At 56.4% G+C, this 18,900-nt stretch carries 12 protein-coding genes; 6 read left to right on the top strand and 6 right to left on the bottom strand.

What is annotated here, in order from left to right:
* Positions 1-20 precede the first annotated feature (20 nt).
* The gene (locus FHS27_RS02830; RefSeq protein ID WP_184301482.1) at positions 21-350 is read right to left on the bottom strand and encodes a hypothetical protein; all 330 of its coding nucleotides are present in this window, start codon (positions 348-350) and stop codon (positions 21-23) included.
* A gap of 374 nt (positions 351-724) precedes the next feature.
* On the opposite strand from FHS27_RS02830, the gene FHS27_RS02825 reads away from it, so the two are divergent.
* Entirely contained in the window at positions 725-1,333 is a 609-nt protein-coding gene (locus FHS27_RS02825; RefSeq protein WP_184301479.1) for a hypothetical protein, read from the top strand.
* A gap of 363 nt (positions 1,334-1,696) precedes the next feature.
* On the opposite strand, the gene sdhB is transcribed toward FHS27_RS02825, so the two are convergent.
* The 4 genes from sdhB to FHS27_RS02805 form a co-directional block, all read right to left on the bottom strand.
* Entirely contained in the window at positions 1,697-2,551 is an 855-nt protein-coding gene (gene sdhB / locus FHS27_RS02820) for a succinate dehydrogenase iron-sulfur subunit (RefSeq protein WP_184301477.1), read from the bottom strand.
* A gap of 114 nt (positions 2,552-2,665) precedes the next feature.
* Entirely contained in the window at positions 2,666-4,663 is a 1,998-nt protein-coding gene (gene sdhA, locus FHS27_RS02815; protein WP_184301474.1) for a succinate dehydrogenase flavoprotein subunit, read from the bottom strand.
* Between the two features lie 109 nt (positions 4,664-4,772).
* The gene (locus FHS27_RS02810) at positions 4,773-5,711 is read right to left on the bottom strand and encodes a succinate dehydrogenase cytochrome b558 subunit (protein ID WP_184301471.1); all 939 of its coding nucleotides are present in this window, start codon (positions 5,709-5,711) and stop codon (positions 4,773-4,775) included.
* A 363-nt stretch (positions 5,712-6,074) separates the two neighbouring features.
* Positions 6,075-6,902 carry a response regulator transcription factor gene (locus tag FHS27_RS02805; RefSeq protein WP_184301468.1) on the bottom strand — a complete coding sequence of 276 codons (828 nt, stop codon included), beginning with the start codon at positions 6,900-6,902 and terminating at the stop codon, positions 6,075-6,077.
* 304 nt (positions 6,903-7,206) lie between these two features.
* Between FHS27_RS02805 and FHS27_RS02800 the strand changes: the two genes are divergently transcribed.
* The 4 genes from FHS27_RS02800 (at position 7,207) to FHS27_RS02785 (ending at position 13,421) form a co-directional block, all read left to right on the top strand.
* The gene (locus tag FHS27_RS02800; RefSeq protein ID WP_009104647.1) at positions 7,207-8,523 is read left to right on the top strand and encodes a citrate synthase; all 1,317 of its coding nucleotides are present in this window, start codon (positions 7,207-7,209) and stop codon (positions 8,521-8,523) included.
* Positions 8,524-8,945: 422 nt separating this feature from the next.
* Entirely contained in the window at positions 8,946-9,905 is a 960-nt protein-coding gene (locus tag FHS27_RS02795; protein WP_246419039.1) for a phytanoyl-CoA dioxygenase family protein, read from the top strand.
* 547 nt (positions 9,906-10,452) lie between these two features.
* On the top strand, positions 10,453-11,967 hold the full coding sequence (locus tag FHS27_RS02790; protein WP_184301465.1) for a sulfatase: 1,515 nt from the start codon (positions 10,453-10,455) through the stop codon (positions 11,965-11,967).
* On the top strand, positions 11,964-13,421 hold the full coding sequence (locus FHS27_RS02785) for a sulfatase-like hydrolase/transferase (RefSeq protein WP_184301462.1): 1,458 nt from the start codon (positions 11,964-11,966) through the stop codon (positions 13,419-13,421). Before FHS27_RS02790 ends, FHS27_RS02785 begins: the two co-directional genes overlap by 4 nt.
* A 180-nt stretch (positions 13,422-13,601) precedes the next feature.
* Here FHS27_RS02785 and FHS27_RS02780 read toward each other — a convergent pair whose 3' ends face one another.
* The gene (locus tag FHS27_RS02780; protein ID WP_184301460.1) at positions 13,602-15,344 is read right to left on the bottom strand and encodes a trypsin-like peptidase domain-containing protein; all 1,743 of its coding nucleotides are present in this window, start codon (positions 15,342-15,344) and stop codon (positions 13,602-13,604) included.
* Between the two features lie 677 nt (positions 15,345-16,021).
* Here FHS27_RS02780 and FHS27_RS02775 point away from each other — a divergent pair.
* The gene (locus FHS27_RS02775) at positions 16,022-18,871 is read left to right on the top strand and encodes a secretin N-terminal domain-containing protein (protein WP_246419038.1); all 2,850 of its coding nucleotides are present in this window, start codon (positions 16,022-16,024) and stop codon (positions 18,869-18,871) included.
* Positions 18,872-18,900: the final 29 nt, after the last annotated feature.

The following is an 18,900-nucleotide window of genomic DNA, read 5'->3' as shown; positions in this document are numbered from 1 at the left end:
GCCCCAGTGGACACGTTTGGTCAAAAGGGTTGGTTTTCGTCGTTCCCGCAGGGTTCGGTGGCTTGCCAGTAGGCCGCGCGGAGTCGTCCTGCCACGTCGTCGGCGTCCCCTGAGACCGTCAACAGGCACCCCAGGAGCGGCCCGCCGTCGCATCGCAGCGACTCGAGCGATTCAGTGGCAACGACCTCGCCAAAACGCGACGCGACCGCTTCCATGATCATGCTGGTCGATTCATCTCTCGCGTCGGCAACGATCACGTGCCGTTCGAGGGCGACGACCCCCCACGGAATGTCTGAAGGGATCGCGTCGAAAATTCGGAGGTAGTTACGGCAGAGGGTGGTGACGTCCATCTGCCCGATTCTATCAGCCGGCGTTGTGGGGCAAGTGTCAAAAATTCTCGGTGGTGTCATCGGCTTTCTGCCTTCGGTTCGCATTCCGTAATTTGTTGAACCACACTCGTTGGGGTTCAGCTCGCCAGAGCAATTCAAATGATGATGTGCCCGTCCTTCGGCTGCTAGTGGCGGGGATGCGAATGGCAGTCCACCCCAAGTGGCGATGCACCAGGATACCAAAAATCGGTTGCTCGTTCTGCTATCGATTGGGGAGCTATTGCCTAGCCACCCGATTCGTTAAGGTGGAGCGAGGGCAAATCGTCCTCGTCTGTCGCCTCATGCGGGTGCAGTCGATTGGTAGCTGAGGTTTAGCGGACGTTGAGAGGGGCGTGATGAGTCTGGGAAATTCTGAAAATCCGTACGGTTACAGTTCACCCGGTGGCGGTGGAGCCGAGTCGATTAACCCGTTTGCGCCAACGACCCACGTTGAAGAAACGGTCAGTTCGCCTGACGATGTTCGGCGATATCGCGAGTACCATATCGCTCACGAGGCATCGGTGAAATCGATTGGAGTGTTGTATTACCTCGGCGCGGCACTTTTGATACCCACCGGAATCGCATCAGTCGCGGGCGTTTACTCGTCTGTCGATGGCGACGCGATCCTGATGGGGATTGTGGGGGCAGTTTGCTTGGGCCTTGGCACGCTGTGGATCTGGTTGGCCCGAGGGCTACGTGGATTTCGGCCGACGGCCAGGATTGTCGCCTGTATTGTGAGTGGGTTCGGGATGCTGTCGATTCCGTTTGGGACGATCATCAACGGCTACATCTTGTACCTTCTGTTGTCGCAGAAGGGGCAGGCTATTTTTGAACCGAGCTATCAGCGGGTGATCGAAGAGACGCCGGATGTGAAGTATCGCACGTCGCCGATCGTGATTGTTCTGCTCGTTCTCTTGGTGTTGTTTGTGATCGGCAGCATGGTGGCGGTTGTTTTCGTCGGTTGATGACGTTCTCTTGCGAGAGCATTTGCGTTCTTGCTGAAGGCACTGTCACCAGACGGTGGAACACGTTCTGTTGAACGTATCTGCCTTTGAAAACCGACGTCATTTACAGAAATGCTCTCGTCCGGCAAACGCAGTCGCCTGTCCGTAGCTGCCGTTAATTTACGAGCAGGGGCATTGTCAAAAGCGTCAGCAAACGCGGGTAGCGAGAGCCTGCGTGCACGATGCGTGCGAACCAAGAGTGGTTCGTTCAGGAGAAATTTGCGAGCGAGCACCAAGTGCTGGGCTCGCTCGCGGAGACTCATTTGCGGAGGCCGTTTCGCAGACGCATGTCCGCGATGCATCACGCTGAGTGTTTTCGTTTGACTATCGGTCAAACCATTTTTTGATCGCATGCAGGGTCGTGGCGCGTCCAGCTCGAGCGATCGACGTGGTCAGCGGAATCTCTTTCGGGCAAACCGCGACGCAGTTTTGTGCGTTGCCGCATGCCGAAATACCGCCGGGACCGATCAAAGCCTCGAGGCGTTCGGCGGCGAGAGCCTTGCCCGTTGGGTGGTTGTTGAAGAGCATCGCTTGCGAGATCGCATGAGGTCCGACAAATGCTTCGTCGTATTCGGCTTTCTTGCGTGCTTCGAAGGCTTCTTCGGTTTCGCCTTCCTGGCGGGTGAGTTCAATTTTAGTGAATTGTGGGCACGCTTCGAGGCAACACCCACAGCTCATGCATTGGCTCAACGGGTAGTTGCGTTCTTGGTCTTCCCGCGAGATTCGCTCGCCGGGGCCGAGGTTGTAGTAGCTGTCGACGGGAACCCAACCTTCGACGCGTTCGAGTGCTTTGAATAATCGAGATCGGTCGACCATGAGGTCGCGGAGCACAGGGAATTTGGTCATCGGTTCGAGGACGATTTCGTCTGCGTTTTCTTCGAACAGTCGATCGACCAACGCACTGCAGCTTTGGCGAACGCGGCCGTTGATGACCATCGTGCATGCACCGCAGACTTCTTCCAGGCAACCGCAATCCCAGGCGACGGGAGTGACTTTTTTACCGTCAACCGTGGTTGCTTGAGCGGCGATGCGTTGCAACACGCTGATGACGTTCATCTCCCGCTCGTACTTGATTTTGTGGAGTTCCCAATATGGTTTTTGGCCGGGGCCGTCTTGGCGACGAACGCGGACGTTGATGAACTCGGGACGATTCTTAATCGAAGGTTCCAGGGCGATCATCGGTATTCAGGACTCGTAAAACGGCGGAAAAAGATAGGTTCGTGCGAAAGTAAAAAGTCGTTGGGGCAAACGTGACGTGCGGGTCAATCGACCCGTCCGTCACGTGATCTTAGGTCAGTGAGAACCCGCTGGCTGAGCGTTTCCCGCGAGGGCGGCCGCTCGTTCGTTCCAGACCTCTTCGATCGCCTCGGCACCGACGAGCCCGTAGAGTCGTGGGCGTGGTGGGATCAGCGAGGTGTCGACGTCTTCGTAGGTCAGCTCTGGTTGGTTGGTGGAACTGTTCCAAGTCGCGATGGTGCTCTTGAGGTACTTCTCGTTGTTCTCTTGGAACGCATCGCACCATGCTTCGGCTTGACGGCGTCGTTCGACGGGGTCGTCGGATGTCAGCGGTGGTTTGATAAAGTCAGGTTTGAAGTGAGCACCACGGCACTCGTCGCGTTGGAGTGCACCGCGGAGCAATGCTTTGGCGATCGGGAACATGTCTTGCAGTGCTTTGGCGAAGATCACGTTTTGATTCGTCCAGGCACCCGTGTCAGCGAGGTTCACTCGCATCGCACGTTCGTGGAGTTCGTCGACTTTGCCGATCGCTTCTTGGAGTTGATCGTTTTTGCGAACGACCGTTGCGACGCGAGTCATGATGTCACCGAGTTCTTGGTGAATCAGGTAAGGGTTCTCGTCGCTGTCTTTATTGCCGTTGAGCAAGTGATCGTGGCGATCTTGCTGTGCTTTCACTGCGGCATCGAGCAGCGATTGCGGAACGTCGTTGGCACCCGATTTTTGCGAGGCGGCGTAGTTGACGATTGAGGTGCCCGTGAACAGACCCGTGAAGATGCACGAAAGCAGCGAGTTCGCACCGAGGCGGTTTGCGCCGTGGTAGTGGTAGTCGCATTCGCCGATCGCATACAAGCCTTCGATGCTGGTCATGTGGTTTCGTGGGGCACCGGCTTCGAGGCCTCCGTCGGCACTCTTGACGTAGTCGGCCCACAGGCCGCCCATGCTGTAGTGGACCGCGGGGAAGATCTTCATCGGTTCGTCGCGAGGGTCGACGCCTTGGAACTTCTCGTAAATTTCGAGAATCCCGCCGAGTTTGCGATCGAGTTCCGAGCGTTCAATGTGGGTCAGGTCGAGGTAGACGCACATTCGGTCGTCTTCAACGCTGAGTCCTTCGTTGACGCAGATGTCGAAGATTTCACGTGTCGCGATATCGCGTGGCACGAGGTTACCGTACTCGGGGTAGCGTTCTTCGAGGAAGTAGTACCGGTCGGCTTCGGGGATATCGCGCGGTGACCGTGGGTCTTGCGGAGTGCGTGGGACCCAAACGCGGCCGCCTTCGCCGCGAGCCGATTCGCTCATCAGACGCAGTTTGTCGGCGCCGGGAATGGCCGTCGGGTGGACTTGGATGAATTCCGCGTTGGCGTATTTCGCGCCGACTTGGAAACAGCGGCTCGCCGCACTGCCCGTGCAGAACACGCTCATTGTGCTGCGGCCGTAGATCAGTCCGCAGCCACCGGTGGCGACGACAACGGCATCAGCGGGGAACGAGCGGATTTCCATCGTGTTCATGTTCTGGGCGACGGCACCGCGGCAGCGACCCGTTTCGTCCTGGATCAGTCCCAGGAAATCCCAGAACTCAAATTTGTTGATCGCACCAGCGGCTTCTTGTCGACGGACCTGTTCGTCGAGGGCGTAGAGCAATTGTTGGCCGGTGGTGGCGCCGGCGAACGCGGTTCGTTTGTAAAGTGTTCCGCCGAATCGACGGCGGTCGATGAACCCTTCGCCGGTGCGGTTGAACGGAACGCCGAGGCGGTCCATCAGTTCGATTACCTTCGGTGCCCAGAACGCCATCTCTTTGACGGGCGGTTGGTGGTTCAGGAAGTCACCGCCGTAGACCGTGTCGTCGAGGTGTTTCCACTCGTCATCGCCGAGTTGGCGGGTTTGGTCGTTGCAGCTGTTGATTCCGCCTTGGGCACAAACGCTGTGAGAGCGTTTGACAGGGGTGAGGCTGATCAGGTCGACTTTTGAGCCGAGTTCGGCGAGCTTCATCGCCGATGCGAGTCCGGCGAGACCGCCACCGATGACGACGACGCGGGCGGGTTGAGTGGACGCTGCCATGTTGGAAAACCTTCGTGTCCGTGTGGAACCAGTAGGGTCAAATGATGAGTGTTGAGGAGTCGTTTTGACCGACCCAATCGGCCGGTCGGATTAGGTCGCCGGGCTTCGCTCAGGAAGCAGGTTCGCTCGGCTCTGTTTCGGTTTCAGCTTCTTCTTCGGAATCTTCGGTGGCCGGTTCAACGATGATGGTTTCTTCGATGATGATCGCTTCGGCGCCATCGGTCTCCGCTTCGGTGCCTTCTTCGGCTTCGTACCGTTTCTCCGGCATGTCGTAGACGAGGCCTGTCTTCAGGGCCGCCTCGTACATTTCGTTTTCGGTCTCGCGTGCTTGTGCGATTTCTGCCGGGCCGGGAGCGACGGCTGCCCACCAGGCTGCTGTTCCAATAACCGTCAAAAGGACGCCGAACGCCACACAAACTTTTGTAGCCCGTTCTTGTGCGGCGGGGGAAATCCACAGCCCCCACGTGATTCCGGCGGTCCACAGCCCGTTGGCCAAGTGGAACACGGTGGCCCAAACGCCGATCAAGTAGAACGCAGGCCAGAACAATCCCCACGCCCAGTCGTCCATCGCCATGGCCAAGGAGGAGGCCGCGTTGTACGGATAGAAGTTCGCGAACCCGAGTGGTTTCATGACCGCGAGCCATGGCCCGAAGTGAAACCAGCCGTGCAGGTGAAGAACGTGGAACATTAGGAACACGAACGCGAGCAAGCCCGTCCAGCGTTGCCAGGTGTATCTTTTGTTACCCGTGAATCGGTAACTGCCCAAGTTCGATTTGCCGGTCTTGATAATCCAAACACCGAGGATGGCGTGGAACAGCAACGGCAAAAAGATGCCGCCCCATTCGACCAGTGGCAGTGCCGCACCGAGCGAGTGAATGTAATAGACCGCCCGTTGAAACGTTTCCGTCCCGTTGAGCAGGCTGGCATTCGTCGTCAGGTGGATGCACATGTAGAGGCCCAACGGCACAATGCCCAAGAGCGAGTGCAACCGCCGAATCGCGAATTCGTGGCGGACAAAAATCGATTGCGAGCGAGTGAGTTCGGACACGGACGTCTGATGGGTGCGTGGAAGAGAATTGCGTAAAACGTCGGCGATGTAGAGTGTAAGCGTTTTGCTGATGTCAGCCTAGGGATTCTGAACGGCGAAAATGCCTTGCGTCAACGTAGATAAGACACGCGTGACGATCTGCCGCACGGCGACGATTGAGCTGGGCGAGGAGCTGTGTGCGTTGTCTGGGTGGTTTATTCGGGTTAGCGAATCGAGGCGATTGGCAGGCGGACCGGTGTGGGTGGAATCTTTGATCCGTTCGCACGTCCGTTGCATTTCGGTGCCCGGGATCAACGTCACCCTGTCAGGCACATTGTTGCTGCGACGGGCATCGCCCTCGGCGTTCCCGTCCGAGCTATCTCGTTATTCCGGACGGCCAGCATCCGTATCGGAGGCATCCTTGGGGGCATCATTGGTCTCTTCCGTTTCTGGGTGCAGAACAAAACGGTAGCCCGCGTCACGAAGCGTCAGCAGATGAACGGGCTCGGCGGGTGATGGCTCGATCATCTTTCGCAGTCGAGCGATGAACTGGTCGACCGCTCGCGTTTGCACATTGCCCGAAACTTCCCAAACGTGCACCAATAGTTCCGAACGGCTGATCACTCGTTCGGGGTTCTCGACGAAGTAACGCAGCAGGCGAAGTTCCTTCGGTGTCATCCGAACCGGCTTGCCCGCCACGCGGACTTGATACGTCCGGAAGTCCACTGCGACTTGGCCGAACTCGATCGCGTCGACTTTTTGTGCCTGCATCGGCACCGGCGCGTGGCTCGCACCGGATAGATTCCCGGCTTTCGCGGGTGGCCCGGTTGCGGATGCGTGCTGCGACGTTAACAGGAGGTTCTTGACTCGGCTGAGCATCTCGTCGAGTTCGAACGGTTTGCTCATGTACTGATTGGCACCGACGTCGAATCCTCGTGTGCGGTCCTCCGGCAGCGTCCGGGCCGACAGCATCAGCACGGGCAAACCCAGTCCCGCGTCTCGGATCCGTTGGCAAACCGTGTAGCCGCTCATTCCCGGCAGCATCAGGTCCAAGATCACCAGATCAATACTTTGGGGGGAGTGGTCGATCAGTTTCAGCGCCGCGGGGCCGTCCTCGACCAGTGAAACGCGGTATCCCTCCGCTTCCAGGTTGTATTTGATGCCGACGCCGAGGTGTTGCTCGTCCTCGACCACCATGATGTGTGCACGCACTGGAAAAAAATCCCGTTTTTCGTTTTCTGCCAAACCGAAGCGGTTCTGTCGCAGCGAATCGTATCACGTGCGACGTGTTTTTTCATAACCCGTCGGTCCGGAACCGATTTCAGAACCCATCATTTATTCAAAAACCATCTTTCCGTTTTGAAAATCCATCGATCCGATTTTGAAAGCCATGTCGCTGATTGTCGATGACCTGACACAGGGCTACACTACGTCAACGTTCACGAGGGATGCCCCCACGACCCGACTATACGAACGATCTGTTTGCCAACCCTGACTCACACGAATCGCATCTCCTATGAAGCCCTCAGCAAGTTTGGATATCGAGCAAATTGACACGGTTCGCGTCCAGCTGGGCGACCAAAGCTGTGAATTGCCTCTCGTCGAAGGAACCGAGGGCGAACGTGCCCTCGACGTCAGCCGTTTGCGTGCCGAAACAGGCGCCATCACTCTCGACGAAGGTTTTGTTAACACCGGTAGCACCCGCAGTGCGATCACTTTTCTCGATGGTGAAAAAGGTGTCTTGCGTTACCGCGGTTACCCGATCGAACAGCTCGCCGCGAATTGCGATTTCATTGAAACCGCCTTTTTGTTGATCTACGGTGAGCTGCCGAGCTCACGCGAAATTGAAACCTTCCGCGCCGGAATTCGTGAACACACGATGATTCACGAGGACATGAAATCGTTCTACAACGGTTTCCCTCGCGACGCCCACCCGATGGCTATCCTCAGCAGCGTGGTCGGTGCGCTGTCGACGTTCTATCAAGATTCGCTCGACCTGAATGATCGGCGCCAAGTCGAAATTTCGATCTATCGTTTGCTCGCGAAGCTGCCCACGATTGCTGCCTACAGCTATAAAAAATCGATCGGCCAGCCGTTCATGTATCCCAAGAACAGTCTCAACTACACCGAGAACTTCTTGCACATGATGTTTGCGACTCCGGCGTCGGAGTACTACATGGACCCCGATTTCGCTGAAGCTCTGAATCTGTTGTTGATCGTCCACGCCGATCACGAGCAGAACTGCAGTACGTCGACGGTGCGAATGGTTGGCAGCAGTAACGCGAACCTGTTCGCATCGATCTCCGCGGGGATCAGTGCGTTGTGGGGGCCGCTGCACGGCGGTGCCAACGAAGCCTGTGTGAACATGCTCGAGCAGATCGCACTCGATGGCGGCAACGTCAAAAAGTACGTCGACATGGCGAAAGACAAAGACAACCAATTCCGTTTGATGGGATTCGGCCACCGCGTCTACAAGAACTTCGACCCGCGTGCGACCATCATCCGTGCGTGCTGCGATAAACTGCTCGCGAAATTGAACCTCGATGACCCGTTGTTCGAAGTCGCCCAGCAACTCGAAGAAGTCGCCCTTCGCGACGAATACTTCATCGAACGCAAGCTGTATCCGAACGTCGACTTCTATTCCGGCGTGATCTATCGTGCACTCGGAATTCCGGTGCAGATGTTTACGGTACTCTTCGCGATCGGTCGTCTGCCTGGCTGGATCGCTCACTGGCGTGAAATGCACAGCAGCCCAGCGTTCCGGATCAACCGGCCTCGTCAGATCTACACCGGTTGTACCGAACGCGACGTCATCCCACTGGAATCTCGCTAGAAACTCTCAGGCGGGTTGGGTTCCTCAACGCGAACACGTCCGGCGTGACAAACGCCTGTCGTGTGGCGAACGCTGCTCCCAGGCGAGGCGTGGGGGCAATCGCCGTTGCTTGTGCTCTCTTTGCGTTGGGCCCGATGCGCGATATGCCCGTTGTCGGATGTCCCTTGCCGGATGCCCGCCCCCTGGTGCTATCGCCGGCCGGATTTACTCATTGATGATGGCTGCCTGGGGATGCGCGCCGCGGGTTTGGATGAGGCTTGAAACAGTGGATCGCTCGTAAGAATCAGGCCAAACGCTTTCATTCGTTAACTCGCTTGCTGACCGTGGGAATCGTGGCAGAAATCTCGTGACAGCACACTGATTCGCATTTATTCTGGGGGACAGCAATCCTCGAACCCCTGGTTGATAAGAAAAGTGCCGCGATGAGTGACGATAGTTCGGTTTCATACTCGGAAATGGATTCTCGAGGTTTTCTGCTGATCCGTGGTTTTTTGGATCAGGATGAGATTGAAATGTTGGGGCAGGATTTCGAGGCCGCCGCATTGGAGGTGAATTCGAACTACAGCGTCCGGCGTCTCTCGTCCGCCGCGATGGACCGTTTGGAAGAGAAGTTCCGGCACGTCAATGAACGGGTCGCCGCAGAATCCAGCGTTCGAGTCAATTGTCTCAATGACGGCGTTTACTTTTCCACCGTCTCCGAAAAGACAACCCTGAGCAGCCCACGCAAAGGTGCCCAGCAGGCGTTCCCGTGGCACCAGGACCACGAGAACTATTGGATGTGGCATGACGTCAAAAACTATTTGAATTTCTACATGCCGGTCGTCAAACCGGTCCTTGAAAAATCAAACCTCACCGTTGTGCCGTTGGATCGATTGAAAGAGCGGGCTCCTGAGATTCACGACCGGTTGTTGGGACGTGGCGCAACCCGTGTCTTGCAGTCCGGAAAGAAATGGGTCGTCAAAGATGACAACCGCGGCGGCAAAGTGGGAACGCTGGATTTCGATTTGGCGGAGATTGAAGAAACGCCACAACTCCGGCCGGGGGATTTGTTGTTGTTGCGTGGAGATATCATTCACCGGACTCAAGACTCATCAACGCGTCGGGTTGCCGCTTCGATTCGTTACATCAACAGCGAAACCGTGGTGCCACGATCGTCGGTCGCCAAGGGAGGTCTCGCGAAAATGTTGATGATGCTCAACGCGCGATACCTGTTCGAACCCGTGTTCCACTGTTTTGATCAGTCAAACGGTGAACCGATCCGCGCCGGAGAGATTGACCGCTATCTCAAAGAAGTCCGGGAGCGTCGTCTCAAAGGCGAAGAAGCCCAGAACACGAGCAAATTGGGTTTTCTTTCTCGATTGGCAAAAGAAAAAATCCGCTAACGCTTTTCATCTGAAGTGGCAATCGCCGAATACCGACTCGGGTAACTGTCTCGATTACCAGCGATCCGCGTTTGCCCCGATTTGCACTCCGGTGCATTCGCTGGTTGTCCCTGCGGCGGCTTTTCAGTTCGATGCCTTGGGTGATTAGATGTTTCTCGGTGCCGCTGAGTCTCGTCAACTATCTCCATTTTGGGCCGCTCGTTGACGAGTTTCTCTCGGCACGAGCGGAGCGTTTTGATTTCGAAGGCGGTCTGGCGAGAAAGCATTTATTGCTCCCGCGGCTGGCTCTCATTCGAGTTTTGCAGGTTCGCCCATTCTGATCGGGAACGCACGAGAAGACGCCTCTTTTCCACGATTGTCTGCGAAACGGCGTGGGAATGTAGAACATCGCTCTGCGAATGCGTAATAGAATCTGAACCCCGGTCATTCGGGCCGCATGATGGGGATTTGTCCTTGAGGGGTGAGTTTCGCTGTTTTCATGCGTTGGCGAGATATGGTGCGAGACCGAATACCAGATGGACCTCACTACGAAAGACGTACGAACCGTATGAATGCGATTGGCAAATGGTGCTTCCTGTTCGTTTGGCTCCCGTCGCTGCTGCAGATACCCGTCGCCAAATCGCAGGCGGCGGATTCCGCGGTTGCCGAGTCGCCTGTTCGGGAGAGTGGAGACGCGGCCACGCCGAACATCATCTATATCAACGCCGATGATTTGGGGGTGATGGATGTGGGGTTCAATAGCGATCGCTATCACACTCCGAACATTGATCGTTTGCGGGCCGAAGGAATGTTGTTCACCAATGCGTACGCGCCGGCGGCAAACTGTGCTCCGAGTCGCGCGTGTGTGATGAGTGGTCAGTATGGGCCGCGGCATGGTGTTTACACCGTCGGTTCGTCTGAACGTGGAAAGTCACGTGATCGGAAACTCATCCCAACCCACAACACCATTCACCTCGCGAACGATGACGTGACCCTGCCGGCGGTGTTGCAGGACGCGGGCTATCAAACGATCCACCTTGGGAAATGGCATCTCGGACCGGATCCGACCCAGCAAGGATTTCACGTCAATATTGGAGGCGATACGTCAGGCAGCCCATCCGGTGGAGGCTATTTTTCGCCCTTTAAGAGCGGGCCGATGAAACGGTTTAGCGATCAGTATCCGGCCAAGACGCACCGCGTCGATATCTTTGCCGATCAAGCGATCCGGTTCATGCGAGCGAATCAAACGAAGCCGTTCTTTATGCACATGGCCTACTATTCGGTACATACGGGCATAGAGCCGGTTCCGGGTTTGGTTGAGAAGTATCAAGACAAAGAGAACGTGCATGCCGCATATGCATCCATGGTGGAGAAGATGGACCAAGGCATTGGGAAGATTCTCGATGAATTGGATTCGCTGAATTTGACCGACGAGACATTCGTGCTGTTTTGCTCCGACAACGGTGGCGTTCGAGCTTTATCTGATCAAACGCCTTATCGATCGGGAAAAGGTTCGTACTTTGAAGGCGGCATTCGCGAACCATTGGTCGTCCGTTGGCCCGGCAAAATCACGCCCGGTAGCACGAGCGATGTGCCCGTGATCGGAGTAGATTTCTTTCCCACATTCCTCGACGTCGCCGGTGTGAAGTCCCCTTCGGCTCAACAGCTCGACGGTGTGAGTTTGATGCCGCTGTTAACGCAAACGGGTGACCTGGCCGAGCGAGCGTTGTATTGGCACTTTCCCGTGTACTTACAGTCTTACGCGAGGGAACGCGACGACTCGCACGATCCGCTGTTTCGCACTCGACCTGGATCAGCGATGCGGTTAGGCAAGTGGAAATTGCACGAATATTTCGAGGATGGGCGGCTCGAATTGTATGACCTCGAAGCCGATATCGGCGAACGTCGCAATTTAGCCGATCGTTATCCGGAGAAAACGGCGCAACTGCATACGATGATAAAGCGGTGGCGACAGGAAACGGTGGCTCCCGTGCCGACGCAGTTGAATCCCGATTACATGGCTGCTGACACCGGCGGCAAGCAGAAAACGAAAAATCGAAAAACCGAGAAGGCATCCCGATGAGACACAGCCGAATATTGCTATCGACCTTGATTTGCGTTGCGGTCTCTCACGTCGCGGCCGCCCTGAACAGCAGTGCGCAAAACGCGAACTCGCAGGATGCGGGCGCGGAGGGTGAAATCGCGAGACGCCCGAATGTGATCGTGATTTTGACCGACGACATGGGGTATGCCGATTTGGGCATTTCCGGAGGCGAACAGATCCTCACGCCGAACATCGATCGACTCGTGAATGATGGTGTGAACTTCACCAATGCCTATGTAACGGCGTCGGTGTGCTGCCCGTCGCGTGCCGGGTTGTTGACGGGACGTTATCAGCAACGGTTCGGTCATGAGTTCAACAACTTTGCGATTCCCACGGAAGGGTACACCCAAGATGATATGGGGTTGAGTGTCGACGAGCAGACCATCGGTAATGCGTTCCAAGATGGTGGCTATGCGACCATGTGTGTCGGTAAATGGCACATGGGCGGTGGCGAGAAATTCGATCCGTCCCAACGAGGGTTCGATGAGGTGTTCGCCATCGAAGCTGGGCATCGAAGTTACTGGCCTTATACCGGCGAAGCTCGAAGGGCCAATCGTATTCAAATCAGTGATGACGAGTTGTTGCCCGAAGAACAGGTGACCTACCTCACCGATGACCTCACCAATGCGGCGGTCGGTTTTATCGAACGTCATCAGGACGAGCCGTTCTTCATTTATCTCGCTTACAACGCCCCGCATGGTCCGATGCACGGGAAGGAAGCGGATGAGGAATTTTACAATTCGATTTCTGATCAGAGGCGGCGTACCTACGCGGCCATGATGAAGGCGCTCGACGAGGGCATCGGGAAGGTGCAGCAAACAATCGCGGACAACGGTCTCGCAAAACACACGCTGATCGTGTTCACCAATGATAACGGCGGCGCAACGAGTAACGGTTCGGACAACGGCCCGTTTCGCGGGATGAAGGGATCCAAATGGGAAGGCGGAGTCCGTGTGCCGTTTAGTTTGACGTGGCACCAAAACCTGCCTCGTGGTGCCGCGTACGAATTGCCCGTGAGCACGCTCGATATCTTGCCGACATCGCTCGCCGCAGCAGGGATTGAATATCAGGGCTTGCCGCTCGACGGAGTGAATTTGTTGCCTTTCATCGCCGACCCCGAATCGGGCTTACCGCATGACGCGTTGTTTTGGCGTCGGGGCGTTGCCGCGGCGGTTCGCATGGGTGATTGGAAATTGATCCGCGTGGAAGGCAATCCTGACTTGCTGTTCAACCTCGCCGCCGATCCTGGAGAGCGAAACGATGTCGCGCCCGACCATCCGGAGAAGGTCGTCACATTGAAAAAATGTTTGGCCGAGTGGGAAGGCCAACTGGCACCACCGAAATGGACTGAAGGTGAGAAGTGGAGTCGAAACCAAGTTCTCAAGCACCAAATGCACATTCAAACGCGACAGCAAGAACGCAAGTATCCGTAGACGTCGGCGAAGCAAAATCGCGGGGCTTTCCACGAGAGTTTTTCTGCAATTGGTGCAGGGTTTTGAAAGTCGCTGCGTTCGCGAGAACGTGGCCCACCGCCGGGAGAAGGTGACGACGGCAACAAAAATCGAAACGTGGTTGGCTCACCTGCGAGAACTTTTGCGAGCGAGCATGCTCCCTTAGTTCGAGCGTCCGCTTCCTTTGCAGGCCGGGCACGTGATCAGTCCACCGCGATTGCATCGGGGGCACTTTTCTTTGAACGTCTTTGGGGCGAAGAGGGGAGTGCCGGTGAGTTTGTTAACACCGACTTGCGTCGTCTTCTTGACCGAAACAAAACCGTTCGTGCAGCGTGCGCAATCGACGTTTCCTTTTCCCGAACAGACGAAACAGGTCATGTCGGGAATAAGGGCGTACTTGTACATCGCGTTCGATGTTGTCGACTCGCTCGGGGAGCTTGTTGCGGTCGGACGTTCATTGCTGTAGCACTCGATCATGTAGACCGAGTCGCTGCAGTGAGCGACGACGCTGGAAAAGTCTCCCGAGACGCTCGCCGATTCGGTTGCCGTGAATCCGGGAACTCCCGTAAGGAACATGCGGATTCCCTCGGGCGAGACGGCATAATTGCGATTGTTTTTCGATACCGCGCTGCCGGCAAAGTGGACACCAATCACATTCCCACGGGTGTCAATACATGGTCCGCCGCTGTTGCCTGGATCTGTGGATGCGTCATGGAGTAGTTGAAGGTTCCCGGTGACCAACTTGCTGACGATTCCGCGACTCGCCGTGATGCTCGCCTCGAAGACTTGGGGAATCGGGTAACCGAGCACCACGAAACTTTCACCGATGCTCGGAACGTTGGGGCGAATGTGCAGCGGTTTGGATTTGGCGTGTTGTTCGAGTTTGAGGATTGCCAAGTCGATGTCTTCAACGGTGCTGATTTTGTCGGCCCTCGCGATAATCGATACGCCTGCGTCGTTTTTGATGCAAAACGAATCGGCGTCTTCGGTCACGTGTCGATTGGTGAGCACCAGGTCGTCCGCGATCAAAAATCCGCTCCCGTAGCCGGTAAGGAATTTTCCAGGAGGTCCTGCATCGGCGGGAACGGCTGATTCGGGTTGCGCCTCGCCCGGTGAAACGATCGAGTGAAACGGGTCATGGTCGAGCGTGTACATCAGGTAATTGGCCACTTGTTCGGATCCTTCGGGGCGGCCTTTGGCGAGGACCGATGCGAGGCGTGATCGATTGGAACCGAGTTCTAATTTCGAATTCAAAATCAATGACGCGTTGTGATAGAGCGAGAAGGGGATCTCGCCCGAGGTAGCTTCGGCACCTTTGCCGAGGAAATTCGTCGCGCCGACGACGCTGCCCTGACGCACCGCGAGCACGGCGCGATTGCTGTACGTTGCCGCGAGCGTGTTTCGATGCAGGCCAGGGAAATGTCGCTCAATGAGCTCGAGAATCTCGATCGCATCGTCAAAGCAACGTTGCGATTGGATGAGGCTCGAACGACTGTTTCCCGAGATCGCGTGCAACACACCGCCGAGGAAATTGCCTCCGACGGCGTTGGGGAATTCGGTTCGCAATGCGTTGATGATTTCAATCGTCGCGCCTGTTTTGGTCGCGACCTGGCTCATGTGAGGTTCGATCAATGACGCCTGAGCATCGGTCTCTCGAATGGCGTCAATCGCGACGAGGAATTCAGCATCCGTCTTGCTCAGCCGATGCCGAGGGATTTGGATCGTTTTCCCGTCTGCTTTACGAAGCGAGGCAGTCTTCTCGTCGTGCGTCGATAGGCTCGCGTCGACAGAATATTTTCCAGTGAGGTCAGACCAAGTTCGAATGACATCGAATTCTTGGCCGGAGGCGATCCCTGGCGCGACGGCAATCAGAACAGCGAATAAAAGGCGAGCGAATACGAGCATCGATGATTCCCCTGGTGGCGAGGCTGCGGAGTTGACTGGATCCGTGCGGTTCTTTAGGGGGTGCTCGCCTGCCCCTGGCGTGGCCCCAGTCTAAGAGGGCTGAAATGGGGATGCAAGCTTTGCTCTCAATCGTTCGAACTCGTGCGTTTTGCCTCACCCAACGAATTGCGCCGACTCGCGTGATCCGCTTTCGCGATCGCTTGTGTGCGGGGTTCTACCGCCCGCCCGCGACGATTCCCGAGCGTGCGACGGTATTACGCGGGGGCGCGACTTCGCCGACGTGGTGACTGGGGCGGCAAGTTTTGAGGACGGGTTGGTGAGAGGAGTGTGAGTGGAATTTCCTCGTGCGACGCCGGTTTTTAACGTTTTGCTGAGGAAGTGAGTCGTGATTTTACGGAGAACTCCGTGTGAATACTGCGGCCAGGAATCTCGATGAACGCCATTTCTCAGTGTCGCATTCCCCGTTGACGGTAGAAATACGTTTGCCTCATGGGGCGTTTGTCGATTACTCTATGGGTTCCTGCCGTGGGAGTTCACATTCCCGCAATTTTCCCGCCTCCACGTGATGAAGTCTCTGGCTTTGACACGTTCCCCAGCGTCATTTTGTTGTTCACGCTCTCGCGATTTTGTCGCGTCATAGGATGCTTGAATGCGGTGACGAAAACTGCATGAATTCCATGTCCAGATCCCAAAACACCGGCTTTCTTGGGTTGTCTCACCGTCTGCATGGACGTTTCGCCACCGACATGCACGACGTGATCCGTTTTGCGGCTGTGAGTATGGCCACGGTCCTTGCGTCCGGATCCGTGCTGGCTCAGTCGCCGGAACTGGCTCAGTCACCGGAAACTGAGCAGGCCACTGTCGTGCAGGAGCCTGCCACCGTCGATGTGGTGCCCGCGGCAGTAATCTCCCAACCCGCGGCAGTCGTTTCTCAACCCACTGCCCCCGCAGCACCCGTGCCCGAAACGCCCGTTGCCGCGAATGAACCAACCGCGACGGACTCACCCGCGTCCGAGCCGGCACCATCGACCGATTCGGTTGAGGAAGTTGCCGAGTCACCCGAGCCGGCCCGTTTGGATGATTCCGGGATTCGGTTCTCGTTCAATGCGGCACCGTGGCGGGACGTGATCGAGTGGGTCGCTGAGGAGGCCGGTTTGGCCTTGCAGTTCGGCGAGTTACCCACGGGCAGCTTCACGTACAACGACAGCGGGACGTTTACTCCCGAAGAAGCGATCAACCGCGTCAACCTGTTCCTCATTCCCGAAGGTTTCGCGATGGTGCGATCGGGAAACTTGATGGCCGTCATCAACCTCACCGATCCTCGGAGTATGTCGCAGCTCGACGCGATCGCCGAAATGATCTCGCCGGAACAACTCGAGACTCGCGACGGTCATGAAGTCGTCAAGTGTTTGTTCCGCTTGGATGAACTCGAGGCCGAAGACGCGGTGCAGGAACTGTCGTCACTGCAATTGATGACGCCCCCTTCAGTGCTCGGCGTGACGAATCAACTGATGGTGACCGACACGGTCGCAAAACTACGCACCGTTCGTGTGATCCTCGATTCGTTCGAACCTGCGTCGCTTAAGAACGGAACGATGGTAAAAAGTTTCCGTTTGAAACATGTTGATGCCGAAGACGTGTTGGAGGTTGCACGCCCGCACCTGGGACTCGCAACGGGAGAGATGATCGGTATCGATGTGAGTCTGTCTGCCGACGTCTTGGGCAAACACCTTTTTGTCACCGGAGTGGAAGACAAGATCAAAGTGATCGAGGGGCTCGTGGCCGCGATCGACCAACCTGATCCGGAAGCCGAAGCCGTCCAGCGTGATTCCATTTTGAAATCGCACCTCGTCGAAGGCGGCAACGTGCAGATGGTCTACGACGTACTGCAAACCTTGTTGGCGGGCAAACCCGTTCGGTTGAGCGTTGACGAGACTGCTGGCAGCATCGTGGCGTTGGCGGACGATCAAACGCAGCGTGAAATCGAAATGACGGTCGAGCAATTGCAAGCCACCGATGCCGATTTCGAAGTTATCCAACTGAAGACGATTGACGCGTACTATGCGATCAGTCTGCTCGAGCAGATGTTAGATCTGCCCACGTCCATGCTCGACGATGACGACGACGCAAACCCCGATATTCCGCGGATCGACGCCGATGCCGGCAACCGGCGATTGTTCGTCCGGGCGAAGCGGCCACAACTCGAACAAATCAAGAAGATCATCGCCGACTTGGAAGCGAGCGAAGCGACGAATCTCGGCAAAGATGTTCGAGTCCTGCCGATGCCTGGCGAGCGATCCGAACGCATCTTGCAAACCGCGATCCAGTTTTGGCGTGGCGACAATCCGATCTCTCGCGTCACCTCAGATGTGTGGAATTCGGCACCGGCCGAGCGGGTACCGGCTCAGGACGCCGTTCGCCAATCGGAGCCGTCAACCGAAATGCCGGAACCGGAGAATCAGCCAACCAAACATCGTGACGATCAATCGTTCACCACCACCTCCGCTAGCAGTGCGACTGCGAGCAAGACGCCGTCCAAAAACGTTGGCATCAATAGCGACGCTCGACAAACGGAATTGGTCGGTAAAGTGGATCGTCGTTTTGTCAGCGAAGACGCCCCGATCCGGTGCCAGGTCACGCCCAGTGGGTTGCTTTTGCAATCGTACGATACGAAGGCGCTCGACCGGTTTGAGGAGTTAGTTCGTGTTATCTCCGGGCCTGCGGATACGGCGACGTCGAAGCCGATCGTCTTTTACATGCAGTACACGAAAGCCGATGACGCTCTGCGTATGCTCGCCAAATTGATCGACGGTGGCGAGTCCGCAAAAGAGGCCGACACGGGGACACTCGTCAACGGTTACCTCTCCGCTCAGTCGTCTTTCCTGTCGGGCAGTTACCTGTCAACGTCCGAAGGAACATTGACTCTCACGAGTGGATCCATGACGGTCGTCGCCGACACTCGTTTGAACCGCTTGATCACCCAAGGTTCGACCGAGGATATCGAACGCATGGAATACTACCTGCAGATCATCGATAAACCGGAGGGGATTACGGACGTTCTGACCAACGGACGCCCGCACGTGATTGAACTGTTCAACATCAAAGCGGCCGAAGCTGCAGAGGTGATTCGGCAATCGTTCGGAACTCGCGTCGTTTCCAATGACAAGAAAGAGGGTAACGGTCAAGCCGCAGGGAAACCGGTTGCGGATCCTCGCGCCAGTAAAGCGGACGCAACCGCGAAGCTCGCCGCGATGGCAAAGGCCGCATCGCAACCGAAAGACCTCGCCCCCAAGATGACCGTGGCGGTCCACGAACCAAGTAATTCTCTTGTAATCACGGCACCGGACAGCCTTCTCAAGGAAGTTCAGCATTTGATTGAATTGATCGACACGCGGGGTGAGCAGTCCATCGAAGTCGTCGTTCCGAGCAATGTTTTAGTCGTCGAAGAAGCATTGCAAGGGTTGATGATCGAAACCACTCGCAGTCGTTCTTCCTCGGACCGGTCACGTTCGAGAACGGGGCGTTAAGTCATGAGTTGTTTCATTCGTTGCCGCGT

The sequence above is a fragment of the Aporhodopirellula rubra genome, from assembly GCF_014192335.1.
Classification (GTDB): domain Bacteria; phylum Planctomycetota; class Planctomycetia; order Pirellulales; family Pirellulaceae; genus Rhodopirellula; species Rhodopirellula rubra.
The sequence above is the reverse complement of the archived record's forward strand: the minus strand, read 5'-3'. Positions and strand labels throughout refer to the sequence as shown.